19 protein-coding genes are annotated in these 23442 nt (G+C 44.8%); 14 read left to right on the top strand and 5 right to left on the bottom strand.

The window, feature by feature from the left end; all coding sequences use genetic code 11:
- The first annotated feature begins 48 nt into the window (after positions 1-48).
- The 12 genes from BLT07_RS11440 to BLT07_RS11385 all read left to right on the top strand — a co-directional run bounded on the left by BLT07_RS11440 (position 49) and on the right by BLT07_RS11385 (position 10527).
- Positions 49-660, top strand: coding sequence for a fumarylacetoacetate hydrolase family protein (locus tag BLT07_RS11440; RefSeq protein WP_091868771.1), 612 nt, complete (start codon positions 49-51; stop codon positions 658-660).
- 48 nt (positions 661-708) lie between these two features.
- On the top strand, positions 709-1047 hold the full coding sequence (locus BLT07_RS11435; protein ID WP_091868769.1) for an Hpt domain-containing protein: 339 nt from the start codon (positions 709-711) through the stop codon (positions 1045-1047).
- Positions 1047-2297: a competence/damage-inducible protein A gene (locus BLT07_RS11430; protein WP_091868768.1), complete on the top strand. Its 1251-nt coding sequence runs from the start codon at positions 1047-1049 to the stop codon at positions 2295-2297. The genes BLT07_RS11435 and BLT07_RS11430 overlap by 1 nt, the downstream gene beginning before the upstream one ends.
- Before the next feature lie 229 nt (positions 2298-2526).
- Positions 2527-2772: a 50S ribosomal protein L28 gene (gene rpmB / locus BLT07_RS11425; RefSeq protein ID WP_091868766.1), complete on the top strand. Its 246-nt coding sequence runs from the start codon at positions 2527-2529 to the stop codon at positions 2770-2772.
- Between the two features lie 12 nt (positions 2773-2784).
- A complete protein-coding gene (gene rpmG, locus BLT07_RS11420) occupies positions 2785-2967 on the top strand; it encodes a 50S ribosomal protein L33 (protein ID WP_091868764.1) in 183 nt (60 codons plus the stop codon).
- A 10-nt stretch (positions 2968-2977) separates the two neighbouring features.
- The gene (locus tag BLT07_RS11415) at positions 2978-3130 is read left to right on the top strand and encodes a DUF4295 domain-containing protein (protein ID WP_091868762.1); all 153 of its coding nucleotides are present in this window, start codon (positions 2978-2980) and stop codon (positions 3128-3130) included.
- A 105-nt stretch (positions 3131-3235) separates the two neighbouring features.
- Complete coding sequence (ftsY, locus tag BLT07_RS11410) at positions 3236-4189, top strand: signal recognition particle-docking protein FtsY (RefSeq protein ID WP_091868760.1); 954 nt, start codon at positions 3236-3238, stop codon at positions 4187-4189.
- A gap of 3 nt (positions 4190-4192) precedes the next feature.
- The gene (locus tag BLT07_RS11405; protein ID WP_091868758.1) at positions 4193-5875 is read left to right on the top strand and encodes an amidase family protein; all 1683 of its coding nucleotides are present in this window, start codon (positions 4193-4195) and stop codon (positions 5873-5875) included.
- A 176-nt stretch (positions 5876-6051) separates the two neighbouring features.
- Positions 6052-7431: a 30S ribosomal protein S12 methylthiotransferase RimO gene (gene rimO, locus BLT07_RS11400; RefSeq protein ID WP_091868756.1), complete on the top strand. Its 1380-nt coding sequence runs from the start codon at positions 6052-6054 to the stop codon at positions 7429-7431.
- Between the two features lie 53 nt (positions 7432-7484).
- Positions 7485-8492 carry a sugar kinase gene (locus BLT07_RS11395; RefSeq protein WP_091868754.1) on the top strand — a complete coding sequence of 336 codons (1008 nt, stop codon included), beginning with the start codon at positions 7485-7487 and terminating at the stop codon, positions 8490-8492.
- Entirely contained in the window at positions 8489-9130 is a 642-nt protein-coding gene (locus tag BLT07_RS11390) for a bifunctional 4-hydroxy-2-oxoglutarate aldolase/2-dehydro-3-deoxy-phosphogluconate aldolase (protein ID WP_091868752.1), read from the top strand. Before BLT07_RS11395 ends, BLT07_RS11390 begins: the two co-directional genes overlap by 4 nt.
- Positions 9131-9528: 398 nt before the next feature.
- On the top strand, positions 9529-10527 hold the full coding sequence (locus tag BLT07_RS11385) for an SMP-30/gluconolactonase/LRE family protein (RefSeq protein WP_091868751.1): 999 nt from the start codon (positions 9529-9531) through the stop codon (positions 10525-10527).
- A 94-nt stretch (positions 10528-10621) separates the two neighbouring features.
- On the opposite strand, the gene BLT07_RS11380 is transcribed toward BLT07_RS11385, so the two are convergent.
- A complete protein-coding gene (locus BLT07_RS11380) occupies positions 10622-13084 on the bottom strand; it encodes a M14 family metallopeptidase (protein WP_091868750.1) in 2463 nt (820 codons plus the stop codon).
- A gap of 198 nt (positions 13085-13282) precedes the next feature.
- Between BLT07_RS11380 and bshC the strand changes: the two genes are divergently transcribed.
- Positions 13283-14884, top strand: coding sequence for a bacillithiol biosynthesis cysteine-adding enzyme BshC (bshC, locus tag BLT07_RS11375; protein WP_091868748.1), 1602 nt, complete (start codon positions 13283-13285; stop codon positions 14882-14884).
- Between the two features lie 66 nt (positions 14885-14950).
- Positions 14951-16321, top strand: a complete 1371-nt coding sequence (locus tag BLT07_RS11370; RefSeq protein ID WP_091869013.1) for a pyridoxal phosphate-dependent decarboxylase family protein — start codon at positions 14951-14953, stop codon at positions 16319-16321.
- A 145-nt stretch (positions 16322-16466) separates the two neighbouring features.
- Here BLT07_RS11370 and BLT07_RS11365 read toward each other — a convergent pair whose 3' ends face one another.
- From BLT07_RS11365 to BLT07_RS11350, 4 genes are all read right to left on the bottom strand, one after another.
- Positions 16467-17519 (bottom strand): hypothetical protein, encoded by a 1053-nt coding sequence (locus BLT07_RS11365; protein ID WP_139205137.1) that lies wholly within the window; start codon positions 17517-17519, stop codon positions 16467-16469.
- Between the two features lie 55 nt (positions 17520-17574).
- Positions 17575-19974, bottom strand: a complete 2400-nt coding sequence (locus tag BLT07_RS11360; protein ID WP_091868744.1) for a DUF4280 domain-containing protein — start codon at positions 19972-19974, stop codon at positions 17575-17577.
- A 51-nt stretch (positions 19975-20025) separates the two neighbouring features.
- On the bottom strand, positions 20026-21819 hold the full coding sequence (locus BLT07_RS11355; protein WP_091868742.1) for a type VI secretion system Vgr family protein: 1794 nt from the start codon (positions 21817-21819) through the stop codon (positions 20026-20028).
- Between the two features lie 258 nt (positions 21820-22077).
- A complete protein-coding gene (locus BLT07_RS11350) occupies positions 22078-22623 on the bottom strand; it encodes a pyridoxamine 5'-phosphate oxidase family protein (protein ID WP_091868740.1) in 546 nt (181 codons plus the stop codon).
- Positions 22624-23442 lie beyond the last annotated feature (819 nt).

The following is a 23442-nucleotide window of genomic DNA, read 5'->3' as shown; positions in this document are numbered from 1 at the left end:
AACCCATAAAGCTGCACGGGTGCATTGATTTATAAAAAAGGTTACCGAATGAAACTAATTTGCATCGGTCGTAACTACGCGGACCACATTAAAGAATTGAAAAACGAGCGGCCTGATGCCCCTGTCGTTTTTATAAAGCCCGACTCCGCCATATTGCCGAAGGATCAGAATTTCTATATTCCCGAATTTACCAATGACGTACACTATGAGGTCGAGGTACTTGTGAAAATCAAGAAAGTCGGAAAGCATATCGACGCGAAGTTCGCTCATACCTATTATGACGAAGTCGGACTGGGCATTGATTTTACCGCCCGCGACCTTCAATCCAAGTTAAAGGAAAAAGGGCTGCCTTGGGAAAAAGCAAAAGGATTCGACGGCGCCGCGGTCATTGGTAAGTGGTTACCCAAATCAGCGTTTAAAGATTTGAACTCCCTCGATTTTTCGTTAGAAAAAAACGGAGAGGAAGTACAAAAAGGCAATACCAAACTAATGCTCTGGAAAATTGACGAACTTGTAGCCTACGTATCCCAATTTTTTATGTTGAAAAAGGGTGATATTTTATTTACCGGTACGCCATCCGGTGTTGGCAAAATCATTACAAATGATTACCTTGTTGGCGTTTTAGAGGGAAATGAAATGTTCTCGGTCAGCGTGAAATAATTCCTTTTAAGTAGAAAACACCAAACACAATCCAAATAAACCTACTAGATGATTTACAATCTCGATAAAATAAATGAAATGGCCGAGGGCGATGAAGATTTCGTCAACTCCGTGATTTCCGTTTTTTTAGAGGAAGTGCCCCAAGACCTTGAGGACTTGGAAATCGCCTTAAATCAAAAAAATCACGAACAAGCCTACCAATTGGCACATAAAATCAAGCCGAACGTAGATTTGTTAGGGATGGAGCAGACCCGTGCAGCGGCGTTGGAAATTGAGACCTTGGGAAAACAAGGAGCGGACATATCGGCGATGGAAAAACTATTTCAGATGCTCAAAAAAGATATCTATCAGGTCGTCGGCGAGCTTAAGAATGATTTTCACCTGTAATGTACGCAGAGATAATCACCATAGGCGATGAGATTCTCATTGGCCAGATTGTGGACACCAATTCCGCATTTATCGCGAAAGAATTGACCAAAATTGGAGTATCGGTCTATCAAATCACGTCCGTACAAGATGATAGGGAGCATATTCTTCAGGCCCTTGAAGATGCCAAAAAGCGGGTAAGCGTCGTTATCGTAACCGGTGGTCTGGGCCCGACCAAAGACGATATTACAAAACATGTTTTTTGCGAATTCTTCGATGACACTTTGGTCGAAGACCCCGATGTTTTGGCACATGTAGAACATCTTTTTAAAAAATATATCACGTCGACCCCCATTTCCGATATCAACAGAAAACAGGCTATGGTGCCCTCAAAGGCGACCGTACTAAAAAACGAGTATGGTACCGCTCCAGGAATGTGGATGCTATCTGGTGAAACGGCCTTTGTGTCGCTTCCCGGCGTGCCTTTCGAGATGAAAAATTTGATAACGAATGCGGTCATCCCAAAAATTACCGAGCAATTCAAGCGTCCTTTTATCCTTCATAGAACTTTAGTCACTTATGGTCTGGGCGAAAGTGCGATTGCAGATAAAATAGAGGATTGGGAGAATGGCCTTCCATCCTATGTAAAATTGGCCTATTTGCCCAGTTTGGGAAGGGTAAGGTTACGGTTGACGGCCAAAGGCGCTGATCGAAAAGTATTGGAAGATACCATTGAAAGCGAGTTTGAAAAGTTGAATCCTCTGATTGGTGACATTATATATGGTATAGAGGATGAGGAAACGCTCGAGGAAGTCGTCGCTAAACTGCTTACCAAAAGGAAGATGACCCTGGCTACCGCGGAAAGTTGTACCGGGGGAAGAATAGCACAGCAATTGACGGCCTTGTCCGGTGCTTCGGCCTACTTTAAGGGTAGCGTTGTAAGCTATGCCACGGAGACTAAGGTAGATGTTTTGCAAGTATCCGGCGCAATGATCGAAAAGCATTCCGTGGTGAGCGCCGAGGTCGCCAAAGCCATGGCAGAAAATGTAAAAAAACTTTTGAAAACCGATTTTGCCATAGCTACTACGGGAAACGCCGGTCCCACAAAAGGAGATTCCGATGCCGAAATCGGCACGGTATATATTGCCATTGCCTCCCCAAAAGGTCTTTTCGCCGAGAAATTCAATATGGGCAATCATCGGGAACGGATTATCCAAAAGACGGTGAACAAGGCGCTTGAGATGCTGCAGAAAGAAGTTGAACTCGTTTAGACCTTTTGTTTTACCTGCGAATATCACATTTTGAGGCCATATTTCCCCATTTTTAATCACCGTAGCCCTGCTATGCTGCTAAAAAATGACTTCATCTGGCCACAAAAGCCGATATTCTCGGTTCCAAACAAAAGATCTAAATGAGTTCATTCTAAAAATGTAAACTATTGTTTTGTCCATCCATAAAAATGATATAAATTTGCACCCTGTTTAAAGAAAAATCAGCGCAATGTCAAAAGTTTGTGAAATTACGGGAAAGAGAGCCATGTTCGGTAACAACGTATCGTTCTCCATCAACAAGACCAGAAGAAGGTTCAACGTGAATCTTTCCAAGAAACGTTTTTATCTTCCAGAGGAAGACCGTTGGGTCGTTTTGAAGGTATCTGCAAAGGCATTGAAAATCATCAATAAAAGAGGTATCTCCGCTGTTATCAAGGAAGCAAGGGCACAGGGATTTGTAAAAAAATCCGCTTAAATATACTAGAAGATGGCAAAAAAAGGCAACAGAGTACAGGTAATTTTGGAATGTACCGAACATAAAGAGTCCGGTCAGCCGGGTACTTCACGTTACATTACGACCAAGAACAAAAAGAATACGCCGGGAAGGATGGAAATTAAAAAATTCAATCCGATCTTGAAGAAGATGACGGTTCATAAAGAAATAAAATAAGTACTACACCATGGCAAAGAAGACGGTAGCAACCTTACAGACAAGTTCAAAAAGATTGACCAAGGCCATTAAAATGGTCAAGTCGCCCAAAAGTGGGGCTTATATTTTCGTGGAATCGGTTATGGCCCCCGAAATGGTCAACGAATGGTTGTCCAAACATTAAATTGTATATTTAATACTATATAAAGCTCCAACCGATAGGTTGGGGCTTTTTTTGTGGACTTGACTTCTACTTTCTTATCTTTGGAACAATCAATCTAGTGTATCCATGAGCCTATTTAAGAATATTTTTTCTTCTCAAAAAAAAGAAACCCTTGATAAGGGACTTGAAAAGTCCAAGTACTCCTTTTTCTCAAAGCTTGGCAAAGCCGTTGCCGGAAAGTCCAAGGTAGACGATGATGTACTCGATAATTTGGAGGAAGTGTTGGTCACCTCGGATGTGGGGGTGAACACCACCCTAAAAATCATTGAACGTATCGAGGCCCGTGTTTCCAAGGATAAATATATGGGCACGGATGAGCTCAACGCGATTCTTCGCGAAGAGATTGCCGGCCTGCTTTCAGAGACCAATTCCGGGGAAGCCACGGACTATGATATTCCTAGGGATAAAAAACCCTACGTGATTATGGTGGTCGGCGTTAATGGCGTGGGTAAAACGACCACGATAGGTAAATTGGCCTATCAATTCAAAAAACAGGGACTTAAGGTAGTTTTAGGTGCCGCAGATACATTTCGCGCGGCAGCCATCGATCAATTACAGGTTTGGGCAGATAGGGTAGAGGTGCCCCTCGTAAAACAGAAAATGGGCAGCGATCCGGCTTCGGTAGCGTTCGATACGCTCAGCTCCGCGGTTAAACAAAATGCCGATGTGGTCATTATTGACACCGCAGGACGGTTGCACAACAAGGTAAACCTGATGAACGAGCTGACGAAAGTCAAAAGAGTCATGCAAAAAGTGGTAGACGATACGCCTCACGAGGTATTATTGGTGCTTGACGGATCAACGGGACAAAATGCGTTTGAGCAAGCTAAGCAATTCACCAAGGCGACGGAAGTCACAGCGCTGGCCGTCACAAAACTGGACGGAACCGCAAAAGGCGGAGTCGTCATCGGTATATCCGACCAGTTCCAGATTCCCGTGAAGTACATTGGGGTAGGGGAAGGGGTCGAAGATTTGCAGGTGTTCAATAAATATGAGTTCGTCGATTCTTTTTTCGGATAAAATATGCTTAAAAAAATTCTTTGCGTTACCGGTATTGCCCTATGTCTTTTTTCTTGTCACGAGGATAAAAAGGAAGCTGCGGCCGATGTCGTTCTCTGGAAACCCTACAACGATTCCGCCGAAGTGATCGCCAATCAAGATCATGAAATCGAACGGATGCGTTACAAACTGATTCAATCGAAAGTGTTGGATAAAAACGAGGTTTTCCGGCCCCTGTACGCTGAGGTTTCCAAATTTGATGATGAGGCGTATGAAGCGCTAAAGCCTTTGGTTTTGGAACAGGATATCCCCACGCTACAATCGCACATTGCATCCGGTAAGTTAAGTTACGAACGGCTTGTATTGTTTTATCTCTTCAGGATGTATAGGTATGAGCTGGATAATGAAACGACCTTGAACACCATTTTGGCCCTGAACGAAAATGTCGTTACCGAGGCACGAAAATGCGATGCCGCTGTAGTGGTGAATCCCAACGAAAAACGCCATCCTATTTTCGGGATGCCCATTTTATTAAAGGATAATATCGGGGCTTCGGGGATGAAAACCAGTGCCGGATCGATTGCTTTGATGGATAATACCACCGATGATTCTTTTATCGCCCAACGACTGAAAAAGAACGGGGCATTGATTTTAGGCAAGGTCAACCTGAGTGAATGGGCCTATTTTTTATGCGAGGGATGTCCCGTAGGCTATAGCGCCGTTGGCGGACAGACCCTTAACCCTTATGGGAGACGGGTTTTTGAAACGGGCGGTTCCAGTGCCGGTAGCGGCACCTCGGTCGCTGCCAATTATGCCGTGGCCGCGGTAGGTACAGAGACTTCCGGTTCAATTTTATCCCCTAGCAGTCAAAACTCGGTCGTGGGACTCAAACCTACGGTAGGACTTTTGAGCCGAACCGGCATCGTGCCCATTTCCAGTACCTTGGATACACCGGGGCCCATGACCAAAAATGTCACGGACAACGCCATCTTACTTTCCGCTATGACCGGTAAAGATGATACGGATTCTAAATCGGTAGCTGCGGATATCGATTACTTGAAATCCGTTACCGAAAGCACTTCATTAAAAGGTAAACGCTTTGGGGCTATGGTTACCCTTATAAAGGAAGATTCCATTTATAAAAGCACCGTTCAAAATATGAGGGAAGCGGGAGCGGAAATTATCGAATTCACACCTCCAGAGGTCAATATGGATGGTTTTCTAAGTATCTTGAACGTTGATATGCGCAATGACCTTCCAAAATATATCAAGACTCAAGTGAAAAATAAGCAAGCGGTTGAAATCCAGTCGATTGAGGACGCCATTGTCTTTAACGCTGCCGATTCCTTGACCCGTATTCCCTACGGACAGTCGCTGTTCGAAGGAATAATGGCTGATTCAACCACGGCCGAAGGTTTGGATAAAATCAAATCCACCTTAGAAAAAAACGGACGTTCGTTTTTTGATACGGCGCTAGATGAATACAATCTAGATGCCATCCTATCTATCAATAATTACCATGCCGGGTATGCAGCCGTCGCGAAATATCCGGCGCTAACAGTACCGATGGGGTATACGATAGATGGGGAGCCGATCGGTTTGACCTTTATCGCCAAATCGTTTCATGAAGAAAAATTACTACAGCTAGGAAAGGCCTTTGAAGAGGCTACCCACATACGAAGAATGCCATCGAGGTATTCGAATTGATATCGTTGCTAGTGTTCATTATTTTGAAAATTCTTTAAAGTTCCCCTTTCGGGCTTGCACGATAATTTCATGTTGATGTAGCTAGGTTTCGATAGCGATGCTATTGTCCGTTAATAAGATGGCGATTGTTCTAACGACCCGGTATTTATCGTATTTTTGCATCCCAATAAAAATGTATGCGTACAAAATCCCTCAAAACAAATAAAATCAACGTAGTCACTTTGGGCTGTTCCAAAAATGTGTACGACTCCGAAGTGCTCATGGGGCAATTGCGGGCCAACGATAAAGAAGTGGTGCATGAAGAGGAAGGTAACGTGGTGGTCATCAATACCTGTGGATTTATTGCCAATGCCAAGGAAGAAAGTGTCAATACTATTTTGGAGTACGTTCAAAAAAAGGAAGCCGGCGAGGTCGACAAGGTTTTTGTAACCGGATGCCTGAGCGAACGCTATAAGCCGGATCTGCAAAAGGAGATTCCTGATGTGGACGCGTATTTCGGCACCAGTGAACTGCCGAATTTGTTAGAGGCCTTGGGCGCCGATTACAAGCATGAGCTGATTGGCGAGCGTTTAACTACGACTCCAAAAAATTACGCCTATTTGAAAATTGCCGAGGGCTGTGACCGGCCCTGTTCCTTTTGTGCGATTCCCCTGATGAGGGGCAAGCACAGAAGCAAGCCGATTGAAGACCTGGTAAGCGAAGCTGAAAAACTAGCTGCAAACGGCGTTAAAGAATTAATTTTGATTGCGCAAGATCTTACCTACTACGGACTTGATCTTTACAAAAAACGGAACCTTGCCGAACTACTTGAAAACCTGGTCAAGGTAGAGGGTATCGAATGGATACGATTACATTATGCCTTCCCCACAGGTTTCCCGATGGATGTTTTAGACGTGATGAAGCGGCAGCCTAAAGTTTGTAATTATATTGATATTCCCCTACAACATATTTCCGATAGCATCTTAAAAAGTATGCGCCGGGGTACAACGGAGGCGAAGACTACCCAGTTGTTGAAAGAATTTAGGGCGGCAGTACCTGAAATGACAATCCGTACTACGCTGATCGTTGGATATCCCGGCGAGACCGAGGCCGATTTTCTGACCTTGAAAAATTGGGTGACGGCAATGCGGTTCGAGCGGTTGGGCTGTTTTACCTATAGCCATGAGGAAGATACGCATGCGTATCATTTAACCGATGATGTACCCGAAGAAATCAAGCAAGAGCGTGCCAACGAAATCATGGAAATCCAGTCCCAAATCTCATGGGAACTCAATCAAGAGAAAATAGGAAAGACTTTCCGTTGTATCATCGACCGAAAGGAAGGCAATTATTTCATCGGCCGTACGGAATTCGATTCTCCCGATGTCGATAACGAGGTGCTTATTGATGCTTCTAAATTCTACGTGAAGCAGGGGGAATTCACCGATATCAAAATCACCGAGGCTGCCGATTTCGACCTGTATGGAGAGCCTTGCGCGAATCTAAAACCGGAAGCCGGGCCTGAGCGACATCAAAGAAAACGCAAAGAAGTCGTAAGGTTTGCAAAGAATTCATAACAGGTTCCGCACTTTACTTTTTTTCCTTACTTTAGAGGAAAATCAACCAGTCAATGTCCTTTTCCACTTTTGGTGAAATCATGCTACGGCTTGTTCCCACGGGTCAGGCCGACCGGCTTAGTACCACGTCGTTATTTGCTGTAGATTACGCCGGATCTGAATCTAATGTGGCCGTATCTTTGGCCTGTTTGGGAAACAATGTCCAGTTTATCAGTAAGTTACCTGATAATCCAATGGGCCAGGCCGCTCGGCAATCCCTCGACCGGTTCCATGTATCCACCGAAAATATTCTCGAAGGAGGCCATCGAATAGGCACTTACTTTATCGAGCTGGGTAGTTCTATCCGCCCCTCGCGGGTGGTTTACGATAGGGCCGAATCGGCAATAGCTGGCATAAAAGAGGGGGAGTTCGATTGGGAGCATATCCTTAAAAATCAAAAATGGCTGCATGTTTCGGGAATCACGCCTGCCTTGTCGAAACAATGCGCGGAAGAATGCCTTTTGGCAGTACAAACAGCCGAAGAAATGGGGGTAAAGGTCAGTTTTGACCTGAACTATCGAAGAAGCCTTTGGGAAAATTCCGATACCGCAAAAACGATTTTTAATCGGATTTTGCAACATACCGATTTGGTTTTCGGTAACATTGGCGTACTAAAAGATGTATATGGTTTGACCTTCAACGGCAACAATCACACCGACCAGACCCTCGACGCCCTCCGAAAGGCAAGACATGTGTTTGGGGTAAAGCAGCTAGCGTTTACCATCCGTGATCACAGCTCCGCTTCGGTAAACCAAGTGGGAGGGGCCTTTATTTCAGGGGATGAACCCATAATTTCAAATACGTATTCCATCGAAATTACAGATCGCTTTGGTACCGGAGATGCTTTTGCAGCGGGTTTTCTGCATGCATTGGGGAACGGCTGGCATCAACAAAAAGCTATCGATTTCGCTACGGCCGCCTTTGCATTAAAACATACGATGATTGGTGATATCCATACCAGTAGCGAACAGGAGATCAATTCGATAGTCGAAGGAAATATTTCGGGACACGTCATACGATGATTATAAAACAAGACATAATCGACCGCATCCTCTCCGCTAAGTTGATTTCCATCATCAGGTTGAGGGAACAGGCTTCGGTAGCGCGGACGGTAGATGCGCTAGTGGCGGGTGGAATACAGGTTTTGGAGATTACGACCAATACCCCGGGTTTTGCCGAAGCGATCGAAAAAGCACGCAAGCATCATCCAGACGTCCTGATCGGGGCCGGAACGGTAGTTACCTCCGATTTGGCGAAACAGGCGATTGCAGGCGGAGCGCAATTTTTGGTGACTCCAAATACAAACAAAACAGTGGCGGAAGTAGGCAATGCTAACGGTATACCTGTATTGATGGGCGCCATGAGTCCTACCGAGGTCGCCGATGCGCTGGTCTATGGCGCCGATATTATAAAACTGTTTCCAGCGGGGGACTTGGGAATTTCATATTTTAAATCCCTCAAAGGTCCTTTTGACTCCGCTTCCTTTTTTGCGGTCGGGGGCGTTGACGAAAGCAATATGCGGGATTGGTTCGAAGCGGGTATCGATGGGGTAGGACTGGGAAGCAGTCTGGTCAAAAGCAATGTTACAACGGAGGCGGACTTTAAAAAGATTACCGCAATCGCAGAAAAATTCTTAAAACTCATCCCCAACGACCGATAAGCGATTTACACATAGAACTCATTTAGGGGTATTGTTTGGAACCGAGAATATCGGCTTTTGAGGTCAGATGAAGTCATTTTTTAATAGCATAGCAGGGCTACGGTTTTCAAAAATGAGGAAATATGGCCTCAAAATGTGATATTCGTAGGTAAAAGAAAAAGTCTAAATGAGTTCATAGAAAAAGTAGAGATATAAAGGTGCCGCCACGCGGGTTGTTCCTGTAAATAACCAATAAAAATGAAATCGTCGGTCGAAGAGAACCAAAGTTCGAGGGCAAGGCGGTCACGTTCGAAACCTGCGTCAATGAACTTTGACCTTAGCCTGTCGGCGATGACCATAATACTCCTGATCACTCCGACCGTGAATCAGTTTTTTAGCCAACAAAAAAAAGCAAAACAATGATGAAGTCCATCCTATTTTTAGCTTGTGCGGCGGTATCGGTCACGGTAGCTTCCCAAGAAAAGAAACATCAATTTTCCATTGAGATTTTGGAAGACGAGGCCCTCGAGCGTATCGACCCGAACGCTGAAATCGAGGTTATCGGTCAGGGATTTACATGGACGGAAGGTCCTTTGTGGATTGCCAATGGTGATTATCTGCTTTTTTCGGATATCCCAAACAACAAAGTATTTAAAATTGATGCCAAGGGAAAGACTTCCGAATACTTATATCCTTCGGGATATCTGGGCAAAGGTTCCTACGGTAATGAACCGGGTTCGAACGGACTTTTGCTGAGTCCCGATGGAGCCCTCGTACTTCTACAACACGGTGAACGTCGAGTAGTACAAATGAAAACTGCGGTCAACGATCCTAAACCCGAATACAAAACATGGGTCGACAATTACGAAGGTAAACGATTCAACAGTCCGAATGATGGAGTTTTTGATGCCGACGGCAACCTTTATTTCACAGACCCGCCTTATGGCCTGCCCAGACAAATGGATGACCCGACCAAGGAACTTGATTTTCAGGGGGTTTATTGTCTTAAAAAGACAGGGGAACTTATTTTGGTCGATACCCTAACGCGCCCGAACGGTATTGCCCTTTCTCCCGACGGCTCCCAATTGTATGTAGCGGTATCCGACCCGGAACATGCGGTGTGGTACCAGTACGATGTCACGAATCCCGGAAAAACGGTAAACAAGCAGTTATTCTTCGATGTCACCGATCGGATCGGTGAAGAAGGCCAACAAGGGCTTCCCGATGGAATGAAGATGCACTCAAAAGGTTATCTGTTCGCAACCGGCCCCGGCGGACTTTGGATATTCAACCTACAGGCCAAACCCATCGCGAGAATCCATACCGGCGAAGCGACTTCCAATTGTGCGTTTACCGCCGACCAAAAGACGCTTTTTATTACCGCGGACGATTATGTTCTGAAAGTAGGGTTGAAGTAATTTTTCTTTCTTTTTGATATTAATAGGTGTTTTCAAAATCCTATTTCTAGCTATACCAGTTTTGAGTTCCTGCAAGTAAAATCGCTTCTTCACCCTATTCCACCATAAAAAGGGCATTGGCAAAAAGCAGCTTCCCGCTTTCCCAAAAGCCGCGAAAGAGCGGGTTGTCGACCATATAAATGACCTGTCCGTCGCCGTGCGCTTCGACCCCGAATATGAGGGTGTCGCCAATTTTCTTCCGGGCCTCGCTTCCGGCAAATCCGGCAACGGGCTTGGTACTCTCAGCTTCCAAATAGACCACATTGCCCTCTTTTAAATACGCGTAAGCATTATCGCCTAATTTTAGGCTGAAATAGGTGTCGTCGTACCCAAACGCCAACGGATGCGTCGAATCTACCTTGGCCTTAAAAATAGCCCCGGTAATAGCGCTTTTGATCCGTTCACGTTCGTTATCCTCGTGCGGCTGTAGGTTGGTCGTACTATCTTTTTCCATTTCCTTGGCCTTGATCTTGAATCCGTTTTCGCCGGAAAGTCCTTTTAGGGCGTCGCCCATAGCAATCAATTTACCGCCGTTGCCTACCCATTCCTTGAGGTGCGTCAGTCTATCGGCATCCATAAAATCTTCATACCCCTCGCCATCGGGTAAAATAAGTACATCATACTCCGAAAGGTCGACTCTGGCCATATATTCCGTATCGATTACAGCTACTGGATAATGCAGCTGCTGTTCAAAGAAATGCCAGATTTCCCCAAATTGTAAGGTGGATGTCGGTTCTCCGGATAACACGGCTATCTTGTTATCACGAATCAGGGCAACGGCACTAGATCCGAAATCTTTTCCACCTTCGACGAAACCGGTGTTGGTAGCGTTCAATAGGATATGGTGCTTGGAAGCGATTTCGGAAAGATTTTTCAGAAAATCCAATCGGTTCTTATTATCGGCACGGGTGATGATCAAACTGCCTCGATCGTAGTCGACACCGTCCATCGTAAATGGTTTTTTGGCATAGCGTACCAGAATATCATTTTGCTGCAGTTCCGCTAAAAATTGCGCGTCGTTAAAACTGTTCCAATCGGTCAGGAAGGCATAGGCCTCCTCTGACAGTTTGGATGTCTTGACCCCGTTGTCAGATTTTCTATTTACTAATGTGGCATCCGTTTTATTTTCCGAAGCCACGGCATTAAGGCCATACGCATACGGTAGCGACCATGCGGTAATGTCGTACGTGAGTGAATCGCTGAGCATCGCGTTCGGCTCGAAAAGGACTTTGACCAAAGTGCCTTTTTTCTGTTCGGATGAAACCACGAGGCTATTTTCGGAGGTCTTTACGCTTTCATTTTTTTCGGTCAAATAGTTATATCCTTTGACGCTTCCATCTTTGCCCCATCCATATTCGATTTCATGTTGGTCCAAAAGATGGGTAAGGGCATCGATTTTGTCCTCATCCCCATTAAGCACATAACTTTTGTATTTATAATCCTTAGCCTGATAGAATTTTTTGAATTCAGTGTTCAATCTTTCGGCATTTTTCGAGGAAATTTCCACGGTCGATATTCCCGTGGTAAAGTGGTGCGCGATTCTATCCTTTAAGGTCAACGTGTCTCCGGTATTGGTTTCAATGGCCAAGCCGGCCTCGCCGCTACCGCCCTGTTCGTAGGTCATACCGATACTGCCGTTATAGGTCGGGAAGGTATCGCCATAACTGGGATAAAGAAGATCAAAAATTTCTTTGGTAAAATAAAACCAACCCTTGGCATCGAAATATTTGGCGTGGTTCTTACCGACGGTCACCTGAAATTCCCGCTGAAAATCGGTAATGACCTCGTGAAAAGGTTCCGCTGCCGGAGCAAAATAATATGGGGCATCAATACCCTGTTCGTGGAAATCGACGTGTACATGCGGTAACCATTGGTTGAACATTTTGATACGCTGTTGACTTTCAATCTGCGTCAGCCAGGCCCAATCGCGGTTGAGGTCGAACATATAATGATTGGCGCGGCCGTTCAGCCAAGGCTCGTGATGTTCCTTACTATTGGGGTCGGCGTTGTTCGGCGTATTTCTGTACTGATTGTACCAATTAACGTAACGCTCTCGCCCATCGGGGTTTACGCAGGGATCCATAAGCACGACCGTATTTTTGAGATAATCGCTTTTTTCGGTCAGCAGGGTGTAGACCGTCTGCATCGAGGCTTCGGTACTCACACTTTCGTTGCCGTGTACGTTATAACTCAGCCAAACGATGACTTTAGACGGATTTCCTTTGCCTTCGGTCGTTGCGATATGGGCTTTGCGGATGTTTTCAAGGTCGGAAATATTTTCTTTGGACGAGATGTAGGCCAATAGCAACGGCCGGCGTTCATTCGTCTGTCCGTATTCTTGTAGTTGCACTCGATCGGATGCCGCATGCGCCAAATATTCATAGTAGTCGACCACCTGATCATGCCGCGTAAACTGTGTGCCAAGCTCATAACCTAAAAATTCCGAAGGCGATTTAAGGTCTTGGGCAGTGGTCAAGAAGGATAGGGAAATTGTAATTATGAGTAAAAAGTGCTTCATATTCACATAGATTATTCGGATATCCTTTTCCTGTTCAAACAAATACAAATCAGCAATAGGGCAATGGAAAGGATTGTAAATCTAAGGATTATTAACCAACATCAACTCTAAATTCTACTATCGGCCGCAAATTGGGGCCAAAGTAATTAACGTATTTTTAGCAATCCTCCAAATTGAAGAGTTTTATATTTACCATCTATGAATATCGACCATCTTCCTTTCGACCGGACCGGTTATTTTACCGAATTTATCTGCGATTATCTTGCCGATAAACCAACTATTAGAAACCTTTACAATAGCTATCCGAAGTTGGAAAACTTTGAAGCACGAATTGCTGAAAAAGCGACCCACTTTCCTGATGCCAACCGCGAAATCCTGTACAAAACGTTACGGGCTCAATATAAGAATGTTGCCCTAAGTAGTGAAACGGAAAGCCACCTCAAAAAACTCAAGGAGCCGATTACTTTTACCGTCGTCACCGGCCATCAGCTAAACCTGTTCACCGGGCCGATGTATTTTCTCTACAAGATCATTTCGACCATTAACTTGACCAAGGATCTGAAAAAGGCCTATCCCAAGTACAATTTTGTACCTATATATTGGATGGCCACAGAGGACCACGATTTCGAGGAAATCAACTTTTTTAATTTCAAGGGAAAAAAACTGCAGTGGAACCGGAAAGCCTCCGGAGCGGTAGGTCATATGAAGACCGATGGATTAGCCGATGTTTTCGAAGCCTTTGCCAATGCCTTGGGAACCAGCAACAATGCCGAACAGTTGAAGGAACTTTTTCGGAATGCCTATCTCGAGCACGCTACGCTCACGGATGCTACCCGATATCTCGCCAACGAACTCTTCGGGGCATACGGGTTGGTGATTCTTGATGGGGATGATACAAATCTGAAAGAGCAATTGATTCCCTACGCCCAAAAAGATATTTTCGAGAGCGTATCTTATAAAAAAGTTTCAGAAACCGTTTCTAAAATTGAGGGGCTACCCGAAAAGTATGGTATTCAGGTCAACCCCAGGGAGATTAATTATTTTTACTTAAAGGATGGCCTTCGCGAACGCATTATCGAACAGGAAGGTACCTATTTTATCGACAATAGCGAACTCCGGTTTTCAAAGGATGAACTAGTGGCGGAACTAGAGCAGCATCCAGAACGTTTTTCACCGAACGTTATCGCCCGTCCGCTGTATCAGGAAGTCATTTTGCCCAATCTCTGCTATATTGGCGGCGGCGGCGAAATTGCGTATTGGCTCGAATTGAAATCCATGTTCGAGGCTATGGACGTACCCTTTCCCGTGCTGCTGCTACGAAATTCCGCCTTGGTCATCACAGAAAAGCAAAGTAAGAAACTACAAAAGATGAACCTTTCGGTAGCCGATATTTTTCTTAGGCAGAGCAGTTTTATTAACAAAAAAATCCGTGAAATCTCCAACATTGATATCGATTTCACGCCGCAGAAAGCGCTTTTGGAAGACCAGTTCAAAGCGCTCTACGACATGGCCGAGCAAACGGACAAGTCCTTCCTGGGCGCTGTAAAAGCCCAAGAGGTCAAACAAAAAAAGGGACTCGACAACCTCGAAAAGCGTTTGCTACGGGCCCAAAAACGAAAGCTCGAAGACCAAGTACGTCGCATGACCGAAATTCAGAACGCCCTCTTCCCCGGTCAATCCTTACAGGAACGCAACCTCAACTTCTCCGAACTTTATTTGGAGTTGGGGGAGGAATTGATTCCCACCTTGATGAAGGCTCTGGAACCTTTACGGTTGGAGTTTACGGTATTGGAATTTTAGGGTTTATAGAAATACTAAATAAAAGGAACAATGTCAAAGCATCCTACGTCGGAAAAAACAATATCCATGCATAATATTGATATGGAATTGATTGAAATGACGTTGGATGTCATGAAATACGCCATTCACCGTATTACCAATACCTCGTTGGAACTGGGCAGTCCCAAAAAAGAGGAAGAGCTCAGAAGGTTGGTAGGCGAGACCATAACTGATAGGGGTATCGGCGGCGAAAACGCGTTCCAACTTTTTAAGGATGTACTGATCAAAGCGACCGTGCCCATAGATCACCCCAGACATTTGGCTTTCGTACCCGCCGCCCCGACCCGTGCGGCAATCATGTTCGACCTTGTCACTGCGGCATCCAGTATCCACGGTGCCTATTGGATGGAAGGTGCCGGGGGTATTTTCTGCGAGAACGAGGCCATGAAATGGTTGGTGTCGCTCACGGGACTACCCAAACCTGCTTTCGGCGTCTTTACCAGTGGTGGCACGGCGGCCAATCTTTCGGCATTGGTAGCTGCACGGGAGTACTGGCGAAAAAATCCTGAACATCAAAATATAAAAGGACTCATCATTACTTCTGTTGGTGCCCACTCTTCCGTAAAGGCCATGGCAAAGGTCATCGATGTCGATTTATGGCTAGTCGAAACCGAAGATGCGATGTCGGGAGAGGCACTTCGAAGCGTTTTGAAAACTTTGGATGCCCAGCAAAGAAAGCGCCTTTTCGCAGTGGTCGGTACGGGCGGTACCACCAATGCTGGTATTATCGACGACCTTTCGGGAATCGCGGAAATATGCGAAACTGAAAAGTTGTGGTTCCACGTAGATGCCGCTTATGGTGGGGGTGCTTTGGCCGCCGATTCCGTTAGGCATCTGTTCAACGGTATCGAAAGAGCCGATAGTATTACTATAGATCCCCATAAATGGTTGTTTTCACCCTACGATTGCGGGGCGGTCATCTATAAAGATCCCCAACTGGCCAAGGAGGCCCACTCCCAAGAAGGCTCGTATCTTGATATTTTTAAGGATGAAGGCGCCCATGGTTTTAATCCTTCGGATTATCAGATTCAGTTGACGCGCCGCGTGCGGGGTATGCCCTTATGGTTTTCATTGGCCATGCATGGCACCGACAAATATAAATGGGCCGTTGAACAAGGTATTTTGTTGGCGAATTTAGCGGGTAGGCTTATAGAAGCAAACCCTGTCGTAGAACTTGTGCGCGAACCCAGTCTCTCGTGTGTACTTTTCCGACGCAAGGGCTGGACCCCCGACGACTATCGCGACTGGACCTATAAAAACCAGCGCGAGGGCTTTGCGCTTGTGACCCCAACGAAATGGAAACAAGGTGGTGCCTATGAGACCGTGGCGCGGTTTTGCTTTATAAATCCCGATACTACGGAGGAAGATATTGTTGCTATTTTGGGGACTATGGGGTAGGGGGTTACTTATCGATTATACAAAACACTCCCATTAAGCCAGATATTTCAATAATCCTGATGAAGTTTACAAAATCCTGTTGGTTACTGCATTTTGGTGCAATCAGTCGTTTTTTGTCCTCAAGAGCAACGCTTTGAAAATTATATTACCCCTTTTGCTCCATCTTCCAATTTTTATACTCTTCCGTTTCTTCAGACTTTAAAATATAGGGTTGTCCCTGTAACATATCACCGTACGAAATACTTTTGTAACGGCGGTCGGGCTGTTGTGCATCGCGAGGGCGAATCACATACATTCCACCCACCTGCTCGGGGAAAAGCTTTTCTGGCTTTTGTACGATAAATAGTACATCATTTCGACCGCCGTAGGCGGCGGGGATTTGGTAGAGTTTTAGGTCGGGATCTTCGAAGTCGCTGTACCGTTTTATTCTTAGCGTATCGCCCAAGGGCATGTACACTTCGAGATACCACCAACCTGCGGAATAACCACGTTTTACCAGACCGAATTTCTCTTCAGTGTAAAAGGTAGATTTATAATCTATCATTTTTATCAGACTGGTGTCTCTTTCTTTAGAACTTTTGTGATACCATATCGGGGCTAGATTTTCAAGTTCCAGCATGCGTGGTGGTTGTTCTTGTTTTGGGGGATAATTTTTTACAAAAGCATCGTTTACTAAATCTAAATTGTATTTGATGAAATACCATTCTTTATCAATCTTTAGGAAATAATTCCAAGAGGATTCGTATACATAGGATGCTTTATCATATACTTCTTTGAATTTTGCTAACCATTTTGCAGGATTTTCCTCGTCCGCTTTAAACGCATAAGGATCATTAATTTCCTCGTTGGAAAACGGATCTATATATCTATGTTTAATAGTATCACCATCTATAATCCAATTCGAATAGAAATCGAATCCATGCATAGAACCATCCTTCTCTATTTCAGCATTTGTAATTCCTTCACCAGTTATATCCCCCAGAATTGATGTTTTTACTCTATTGGATATGAATTTTTCTTTATCTGTAGGGTTTGTTTTTCCGTAAATGACAGCTTGTTTACTATGAGTATCAAGTTCAATTTTTTTGACTTCGAATTTTTTGTCGAATATTTCAACTATTTCATAATTTTCACTCCCTGCATGTTTATGGGTTTCCTGAAATAATGAATGGGCAACATTTGGTTTTTCAGGTTTCATTTTGCAGTTGGTTAAGACTAGAACTATGCTTATGAGAAATATGTTCTTCATTAACTCATTTTTTTAAAAATTGTTTTGTTTTGGTGACTGGGGTATTATCCCGTGTAATTTGGTTTTTTTTTAGCAACTCAACTTCTTCATCCGTGTGGCCTTCTCTGCGCAGTGATTTTTCAGTATGCCCGAACTTTTTTATTAAATTGTTGATTTTACCTTGTTCTCTATCAGTAAAGACTGGTTCTTCATATATTCTTTTTACCGCATCTGCATCTTTTTCAACATAGGCTTTGATAACGTTATTGATATAGGCTGTATCTGCTATGTTTGTTTTAATAACTCTATTTTTGAGTTTTCCTTCGATATCATCTTTTTCTTTGACCCGTTTTTGTTCGGGTGTTTTTTCTGAACCATCATCTACCCGATAAAACTTTCTCTCCCCAACCTTCTTAATCCGTTCCCAAATATTCTCATTCCCCAACCCATCCTCAAAATCCTTAGTCTTTAATATTTTATCGTTTAGGAGCAATCCAACGGGACTAAAATGCGCGTATAGATCTGCATGCTGTATACGACCATAATGGTACAACATTCTTTTGTGCCACAACGATAAGTTTAATTTTCTTCCCGCAAGATAAGGTGCGAAAAGGTCTTTCCACGTAAAGTGGTCCTCTTTCAATAGCTTTTTATAAGTAGCAAAAGCATTGCCCCAGTCCATGGCGATACTGCGGTAGTCCCCCCACTCCTTCAACTCTTCCTCGCCGGTCTTCTCGTTTATTTCCACCTCTATACGCGGTATGGCGGCATAGGGCGGTATAACCAGCTGGCCATTTTCCAAAGAAATGACCTCCTTTCCTTGTTCACCGGTATAATACTCTGGAATATCGACATTATGTGAGTAGAGTTCCAAACTAAATGTCGAAGTATCTCTTTTGGGATTACAGGCACTATCGATTTCGGGGATGTCACCATCCCTAATAACAAGGTCACCACGGTCGTTGGCAAAGGTAAACTGGACCGAACGCTCTTTTAAGGCGCCAAAATCGCTAATGGCCTGTAGATGTTCGTAAATTCCGCGTTTATTGCGAAGCTTATGGTACTCGGGACTAAAGAGTTCCGACAGGGCGTTGCTAAATTTGGCATGTACCCGTTTATCTTTTTTTAAAAAGGGGGATAAGGCGGCCCCGTCCCAAAAATCCTTGTCCACTCCATAGTACTTAACTTTGGTCTCAATAAATTTTTCATATTCCTCTTCCCAAAGGTTTTGCGGCTGGTGTACTCCAAGAAATATCAGGTTTAGCGGAATCTCGTCCCAGCCCAGTTCTTTGGCGTATTTCATGGCTCCCAGTGCAAAACCTACTCCCGGGGCGTTTCCTTGGCTGTGCATGACTATGGTGAGAGGTTTATAGGCGGGGGAATAGCTTTCGATGTACGTAACTTTTTCCTTGGTCTCGTCGACCTCTTTCTTGGAGATTATGCCCCATTGGTAATTTGCCCAATGATACCCTTGGGCGATGCCGTGGTCAAGACGGTGTGCGGCATTGGATCCCAAACCGTGCGATCCGTTTAGAAAATGCTGGTTACTGCCCGCATTGAAATGGTCGGCGTAGGTCTGGGAGCCCATAAATTTATTCGAAAATAAATTCCAATAGCCCCAGAATAATTCTTTCGTCTCTTTTTGGGTCAACAAGGATATCGGTTTGGCTTCTACGGGAATATCGATGGATTTCGACCCATCTTTGATTCTTGGTATCTTTACGTCGATATTGGGTAAAAAGGGAACTAACGGCGACATGGTCATGGGAAAGTTAAGCTGCGCATCCTCAAATTCAATTGTTGGATAGTGAACGGTAAACGCTTTGTCAATTCGGTCGGCCTCTATTTCATCACAGGTCATGTTGTCGGTTTCCTCATTTTCCCTTGATAATTGCAGATCCTGTGGGTTAGTTTTGTCATTCTCGTCAGCATTTAGACCTCTGTATCTTAAAGATTCATGCCCATCGGTGTCATTGTCGAACAGCGCGTTCATTACGCCACCCAAAGAGGAACTAAAGTATCCATTGGCAAAGATAATTTCCCCTTTCAGTTCGGCATATTTTTCGTCGAGTTCGCTTTCTTTTTTTCCGCTACCCACCAATTTCTGACCGACATCCTTTATAGTAACGAGACCCCCCTTCTCACAGGGCACCTTCGAATTCGCCATTAAAAAGGTCTTGTCGCCCATGGTGGAGCCCTTGCTCGTTTGTTGCCATTCTTTGAACACCGGAGAACAGGGTGGGTTGGGCGAAGAACAGGTACAGGAGCCAAAAAATGGGGGTTTCGGTATCTTATCTTCGCATGTAGCTTTTAACTTACCGCCGATTTTCACCTTTTGTTGAGAGGTTACAATCATCTCCCCAGGTGTCGTACCCAAGGTACATTCCAGTATTGCGCCTTCTACAACGTAGTCTCTTCTTGCCATGGTTTTTTAAAGGTTAAGTTTTTTATAGGGATTTAGTTTTCTGTAATTAGCCTAATCGCCATAATCGACCGCATCCTTGCTTTGTAGTGTTAACTTCCCGGTGCTATCGATCAACATCTCACCTCGTGTGGTCGTTAATAGGCTTTCGCCCGAAACCTGTTCCAGTCTTTTGCCGATATTGATTTCTTTATCGTCAAAAACTCTTTCAGTACTGTTTTTTGTATCCAGCTCATAGGTTTTCTTGATGGATTCCTTCTTGTTTCCTCCAATCTCAACATCCATATCCTCCTGCACATTAAAACGAACATTCTTCGCATTGAATTCCATATTGCCCAACGCTGTAAAGACCATTTTACCTTCGGAGGTTTTAATATGGATGCTATTGTTGTTTTTGTCCTTAATAGTTATCATCTCGCCGCCTTCCGTATCGTTCAGCTCTATGGTGTGCCCGCTCCTTGTCCGTATCGCCTTGATATTGTTCTGCCCATCCGCAAACCCGCTCTTAGCGGAAGCGTTGAAACCGCCGCCGATCACGTACGGTTTTTCCGGGTTGCCCCCCTCGAAGCCGACCAGAACCTCCTCGCCCTTTTCGGGCACGAAGTAAAAGCCCCTACCGCTTCCGGCGTAGGGGGTCGATGTCTTTATCCACGGGGTGGACTGCGAAATCTCCAGCTGCCACGGGAATTGTACCTTGACACGGCCCAGTCCTTCGGGGTCCGCGTTGTCGAGTACCAGCCCGCGCTGGTCGGCGCAGTTGGGGGCCAAGAAACCGTTGGAATACGGAGGATGGTCGGTATCCGCCGGCACGGCCTCGAAACGGTTTTGGTAATGGCCGCTGTGGTCGAAGCTGTGAACGATTTTTGTAATGTCGTAGTTGCCGAAAGTGTGTTTTTCGGTGGCGTCGGTAAAATTGAAGCCTTCAAGAGCGAGTATATCGGCGACCCGGAGATTTACGAGCTCGGAAATCCCCGTGGCGGCCACCATGCCGGCCGCCGCCGCCAGCACGCTTACTTTGGTGGCCCTGTCCATACCCATCTGCCGGCTGTACTCGTGTTGGCCAACGGTGTAGTCGTAGTTCCCTTTTTTGTCAAAGACGAAATCTGATTCCTCCTTTACCTGGCCGAAATAGGGGTGGCCCGAATTCGCCCCGAACGATGACGATGGGGTCTGCAGTAGCTCGTCGCCCATCCAGTCGTGGCCGCTGACCCCGAAGCGCTGTTCGCGCAGGTTCGTGGAGAGGTTTAAAGCCGTTACTTCGACGCCGTAGGTGCCGGCTATCTGTTTGCTGCCGCTGCGACCGATGCAGTAGTCCTGTCCGTTATGGTAGAACCAAAGACCGTATTTCCGGCAGAGCCTTTGCAGGAATGATAGGTCGCTCTCGTTATACTGAACAGTATAGGGCAGGGCGATGTCGGTACCTTCGCCCATAATAGCTTTCAATATTTCCTTGGAATGCCCCTTGAGCGTATCGGAGGCCACATGAGAAAGAGGCGTGCCCTGTTCATAGCTTAGGCATTGTACCGAATTTGCCAGAAGTACGGATGGCCCGTGGCCGGAAACGACAATCGTGCCGGCTGCGGCGGCTCCCTTCTGCAAGTCTACAGAGGTGATTAGCCCGGTATACTCCATGGCACCGTTGTCGAGCCCGATATACATACGCTTGCCTATAAATCCGATGGCGTTGTCCATCAGCGTGCCGGCATAGGTCTCGGTGGCGTTGGCGGGAAAGGAGATGCTGAAGACGCTGTGCCCTCCAACGGATTGTTCAACGGTGGCGCTATAGCCGTGCTTGGTAAGGAAATCCTTGCCGTTCAAAATGAGCTTGGGGATAATAATTTTTGACATGGGGATTGTAGGTTAAATAGAGTTGCTGGCTGTAGATTACAGGTTTGGGATTGTAATTTGGATTTTACAAGCCTTAAAAACCCAACGCTTAAATGTGGTAGTTTGGTATACCTAGAAGTTGGATGGAAGGTTTTTTCGTTCAAAAACCCAAAATCGGAAAAGGGACAATGAATTCCTAACCCCAAATGATAAAAGGGTTTTGTATATGCCGACAGAGAAATGGGGCCGTAGAAAGCGGGAATTTCATATCGAAGCACCCTAGGGCACCAAAAACTTGCCATCCCATTCCCCATCCTCCTTGGAAAAGAGTATGCGCAAATGGTTCGGCCGTTTCAATTTGAGATACTCGATTTTAAAAGGATCGATTTCTACAATGGCGAAATAATTCTTATCCTCCAGATAGTGCACGGTATCAGGGTTCGAAATGGGGCTTCCGGGGGCTGAGGTAGTGGTATAATCTTTTCTGCTCGCCGGCTGTACCCCGCTCCAATATTTTTTCAGTTGCTCGACGTCAGAGACTAGTGTTGCCCTGCCCTCGATTCTCAACTGTACTAATTTTTGGGGATGGTAGCACAAAAGGCTTACGCTATTGTTTTCTTTGATATGGCTGATTTTTTTGGAACGCCTATCCGTATAAAAAACTAATTTTAAATCTTCGGAAACCTGTCTCAACACTATGGTGCGCAATCTTGCAGTAGTACCTAGCCCCACTGTGCCCAAGGTACAATACCGAAAAGGGTGGCCTTTTTTAGAGGTTCCTTTTTTCAGTTCATCTTCTATTTCTTGAAAGAAAGCGTCGGTCATTGTTCGCATATGATTTATATAAAGATACAGAAAATAAGTCCACATGCTGAACGGATTAGATACAAGATCAATCGCGTCGCAATTGTTGATACCCCTCCCTATTTATTCGGCCACACCTATGAACTTTTGGCAATTAATCTTGTCGAAATAGTAAGGCTTAAACTTTTTTCTAAAATGAGGTAGGGTAATCCAGAAGTAGGTTGTTATATATAAAAATTGCCGTGAAAAAGTTTCAATAAGTTATGTGTTTAGGTTGGTTTTTTGATTTTGATTGAAAGTCCGGGTTTGGTAGCCCGGACTTTTGTATTTTAAGGATTTACCGCTACATCGATCCCTATTACTTTCTCCGTAATCTGTCACACTACAAAAATTCCGATTGTACCTTCTTCTTCCATCGTATGACGTGCAATACGATTGATTGTCTCCCATAAGCTCTCCTTCTTCGATAGTATGGATAAACTTATTTCGCCTCGTATTATTATTGCCTTCCAACAAGGGACATTGCAATCAAGAACTACTGGCCAAAGATCGGTGTTCATGAATAGACAACCATTTTTGGATATAGTGGGATACTTCGGAAGGGATTTAGCACTTTTATATTCTTGGAATAGTATTGAATCCATACTACTAATGTGCACTAAAACGGACATATTTAACGAATTTTAACACTTTGTAGGAATCGATTTAAAAAACTAAAGACCAGTATTATAAATGTGTTCAATTGCAGTATTGGTTATAATATCTAAAAATTTTGAATTTTACTACAGAAACAGAGTTTATCCGAGTTCATTTTTGACTTCAATCAGGTATGTTGGGAAA

The sequence above is a fragment of the Pricia antarctica genome, assembly GCF_900101815.1.
Classification (GTDB): Bacteria; Bacteroidota; Bacteroidia; order Flavobacteriales; family Flavobacteriaceae; genus Pricia; species Pricia antarctica.
Note: the sequence above shows the minus strand (reverse complement) of the source record. Positions and strands in the feature narration are given on the sequence as shown.

Bases quoted from the DNA above. Each gene is read 5' to 3' on its own strand.
- BLT07_RS11365 (WP_139205137.1), bottom strand. From the start codon at position 17,519: ATGAAACCTGAAAAACCAAATGTTGCCCATTCATTATTTCAGGAAACC.
- BLT07_RS11440 (WP_091868771.1), top strand. From the start codon at position 49: ATGAAACTAATTTGCATCGGTCGTAACTACGCGGACCACATTAAAGAA.
- BLT07_RS11390 (WP_091868752.1), top strand. From the start codon at position 8,489: ATGATTATAAAACAAGACATAATCGACCGCATCCTCTCCGCTAAGTTG.
- rpmB (WP_091868766.1), top strand. From the start codon at position 2,527: ATGTCAAAAGTTTGTGAAATTACGGGAAAGAGAGCCATGTTCGGTAAC.
- BLT07_RS11395 (WP_091868754.1), top strand. From the start codon at position 7,485: ATGTCCTTTTCCACTTTTGGTGAAATCATGCTACGGCTTGTTCCCACG.
- BLT07_RS11415 (WP_091868762.1), top strand. From the start codon at position 2,978: ATGGCAAAGAAGACGGTAGCAACCTTACAGACAAGTTCAAAAAGATTG.
- bshC (WP_091868748.1), top strand. From the start codon at position 13,283: ATGAATATCGACCATCTTCCTTTCGACCGGACCGGTTATTTTACCGAA.
- BLT07_RS11350 (WP_091868740.1), bottom strand. From the start codon at position 22,623: ATGACCGACGCTTTCTTTCAAGAAATAGAAGATGAACTGAAAAAAGGA.
- BLT07_RS11405 (WP_091868758.1), top strand. From the start codon at position 4,193: ATGCTTAAAAAAATTCTTTGCGTTACCGGTATTGCCCTATGTCTTTTT.
- BLT07_RS11435 (WP_091868769.1), top strand. From the start codon at position 709: ATGATTTACAATCTCGATAAAATAAATGAAATGGCCGAGGGCGATGAA.
- BLT07_RS11370 (WP_091869013.1), top strand. From the start codon at position 14,951: ATGCATAATATTGATATGGAATTGATTGAAATGACGTTGGATGTCATG.
- BLT07_RS11385 (WP_091868751.1), top strand. From the start codon at position 9,529: ATGATGAAGTCCATCCTATTTTTAGCTTGTGCGGCGGTATCGGTCACG.
- ftsY (WP_091868760.1), top strand. From the start codon at position 3,236: ATGAGCCTATTTAAGAATATTTTTTCTTCTCAAAAAAAAGAAACCCTT.
- rimO (WP_091868756.1), top strand. From the start codon at position 6,052: ATGCGTACAAAATCCCTCAAAACAAATAAAATCAACGTAGTCACTTTG.
- BLT07_RS11355 (WP_091868742.1), bottom strand. From the start codon at position 21,819: ATGTCAAAAATTATTATCCCCAAGCTCATTTTGAACGGCAAGGATTTC.
- BLT07_RS11430 (WP_091868768.1), top strand. From the start codon at position 1,047: ATGTACGCAGAGATAATCACCATAGGCGATGAGATTCTCATTGGCCAG.
- BLT07_RS11360 (WP_091868744.1), bottom strand. From the start codon at position 19,974: ATGGCAAGAAGAGACTACGTTGTAGAAGGCGCAATACTGGAATGTACC.
- BLT07_RS11380 (WP_091868750.1), bottom strand. From the start codon at position 13,084: ATGAAGCACTTTTTACTCATAATTACAATTTCCCTATCCTTCTTGACC.
- rpmG (WP_091868764.1), top strand. From the start codon at position 2,785: ATGGCAAAAAAAGGCAACAGAGTACAGGTAATTTTGGAATGTACCGAA.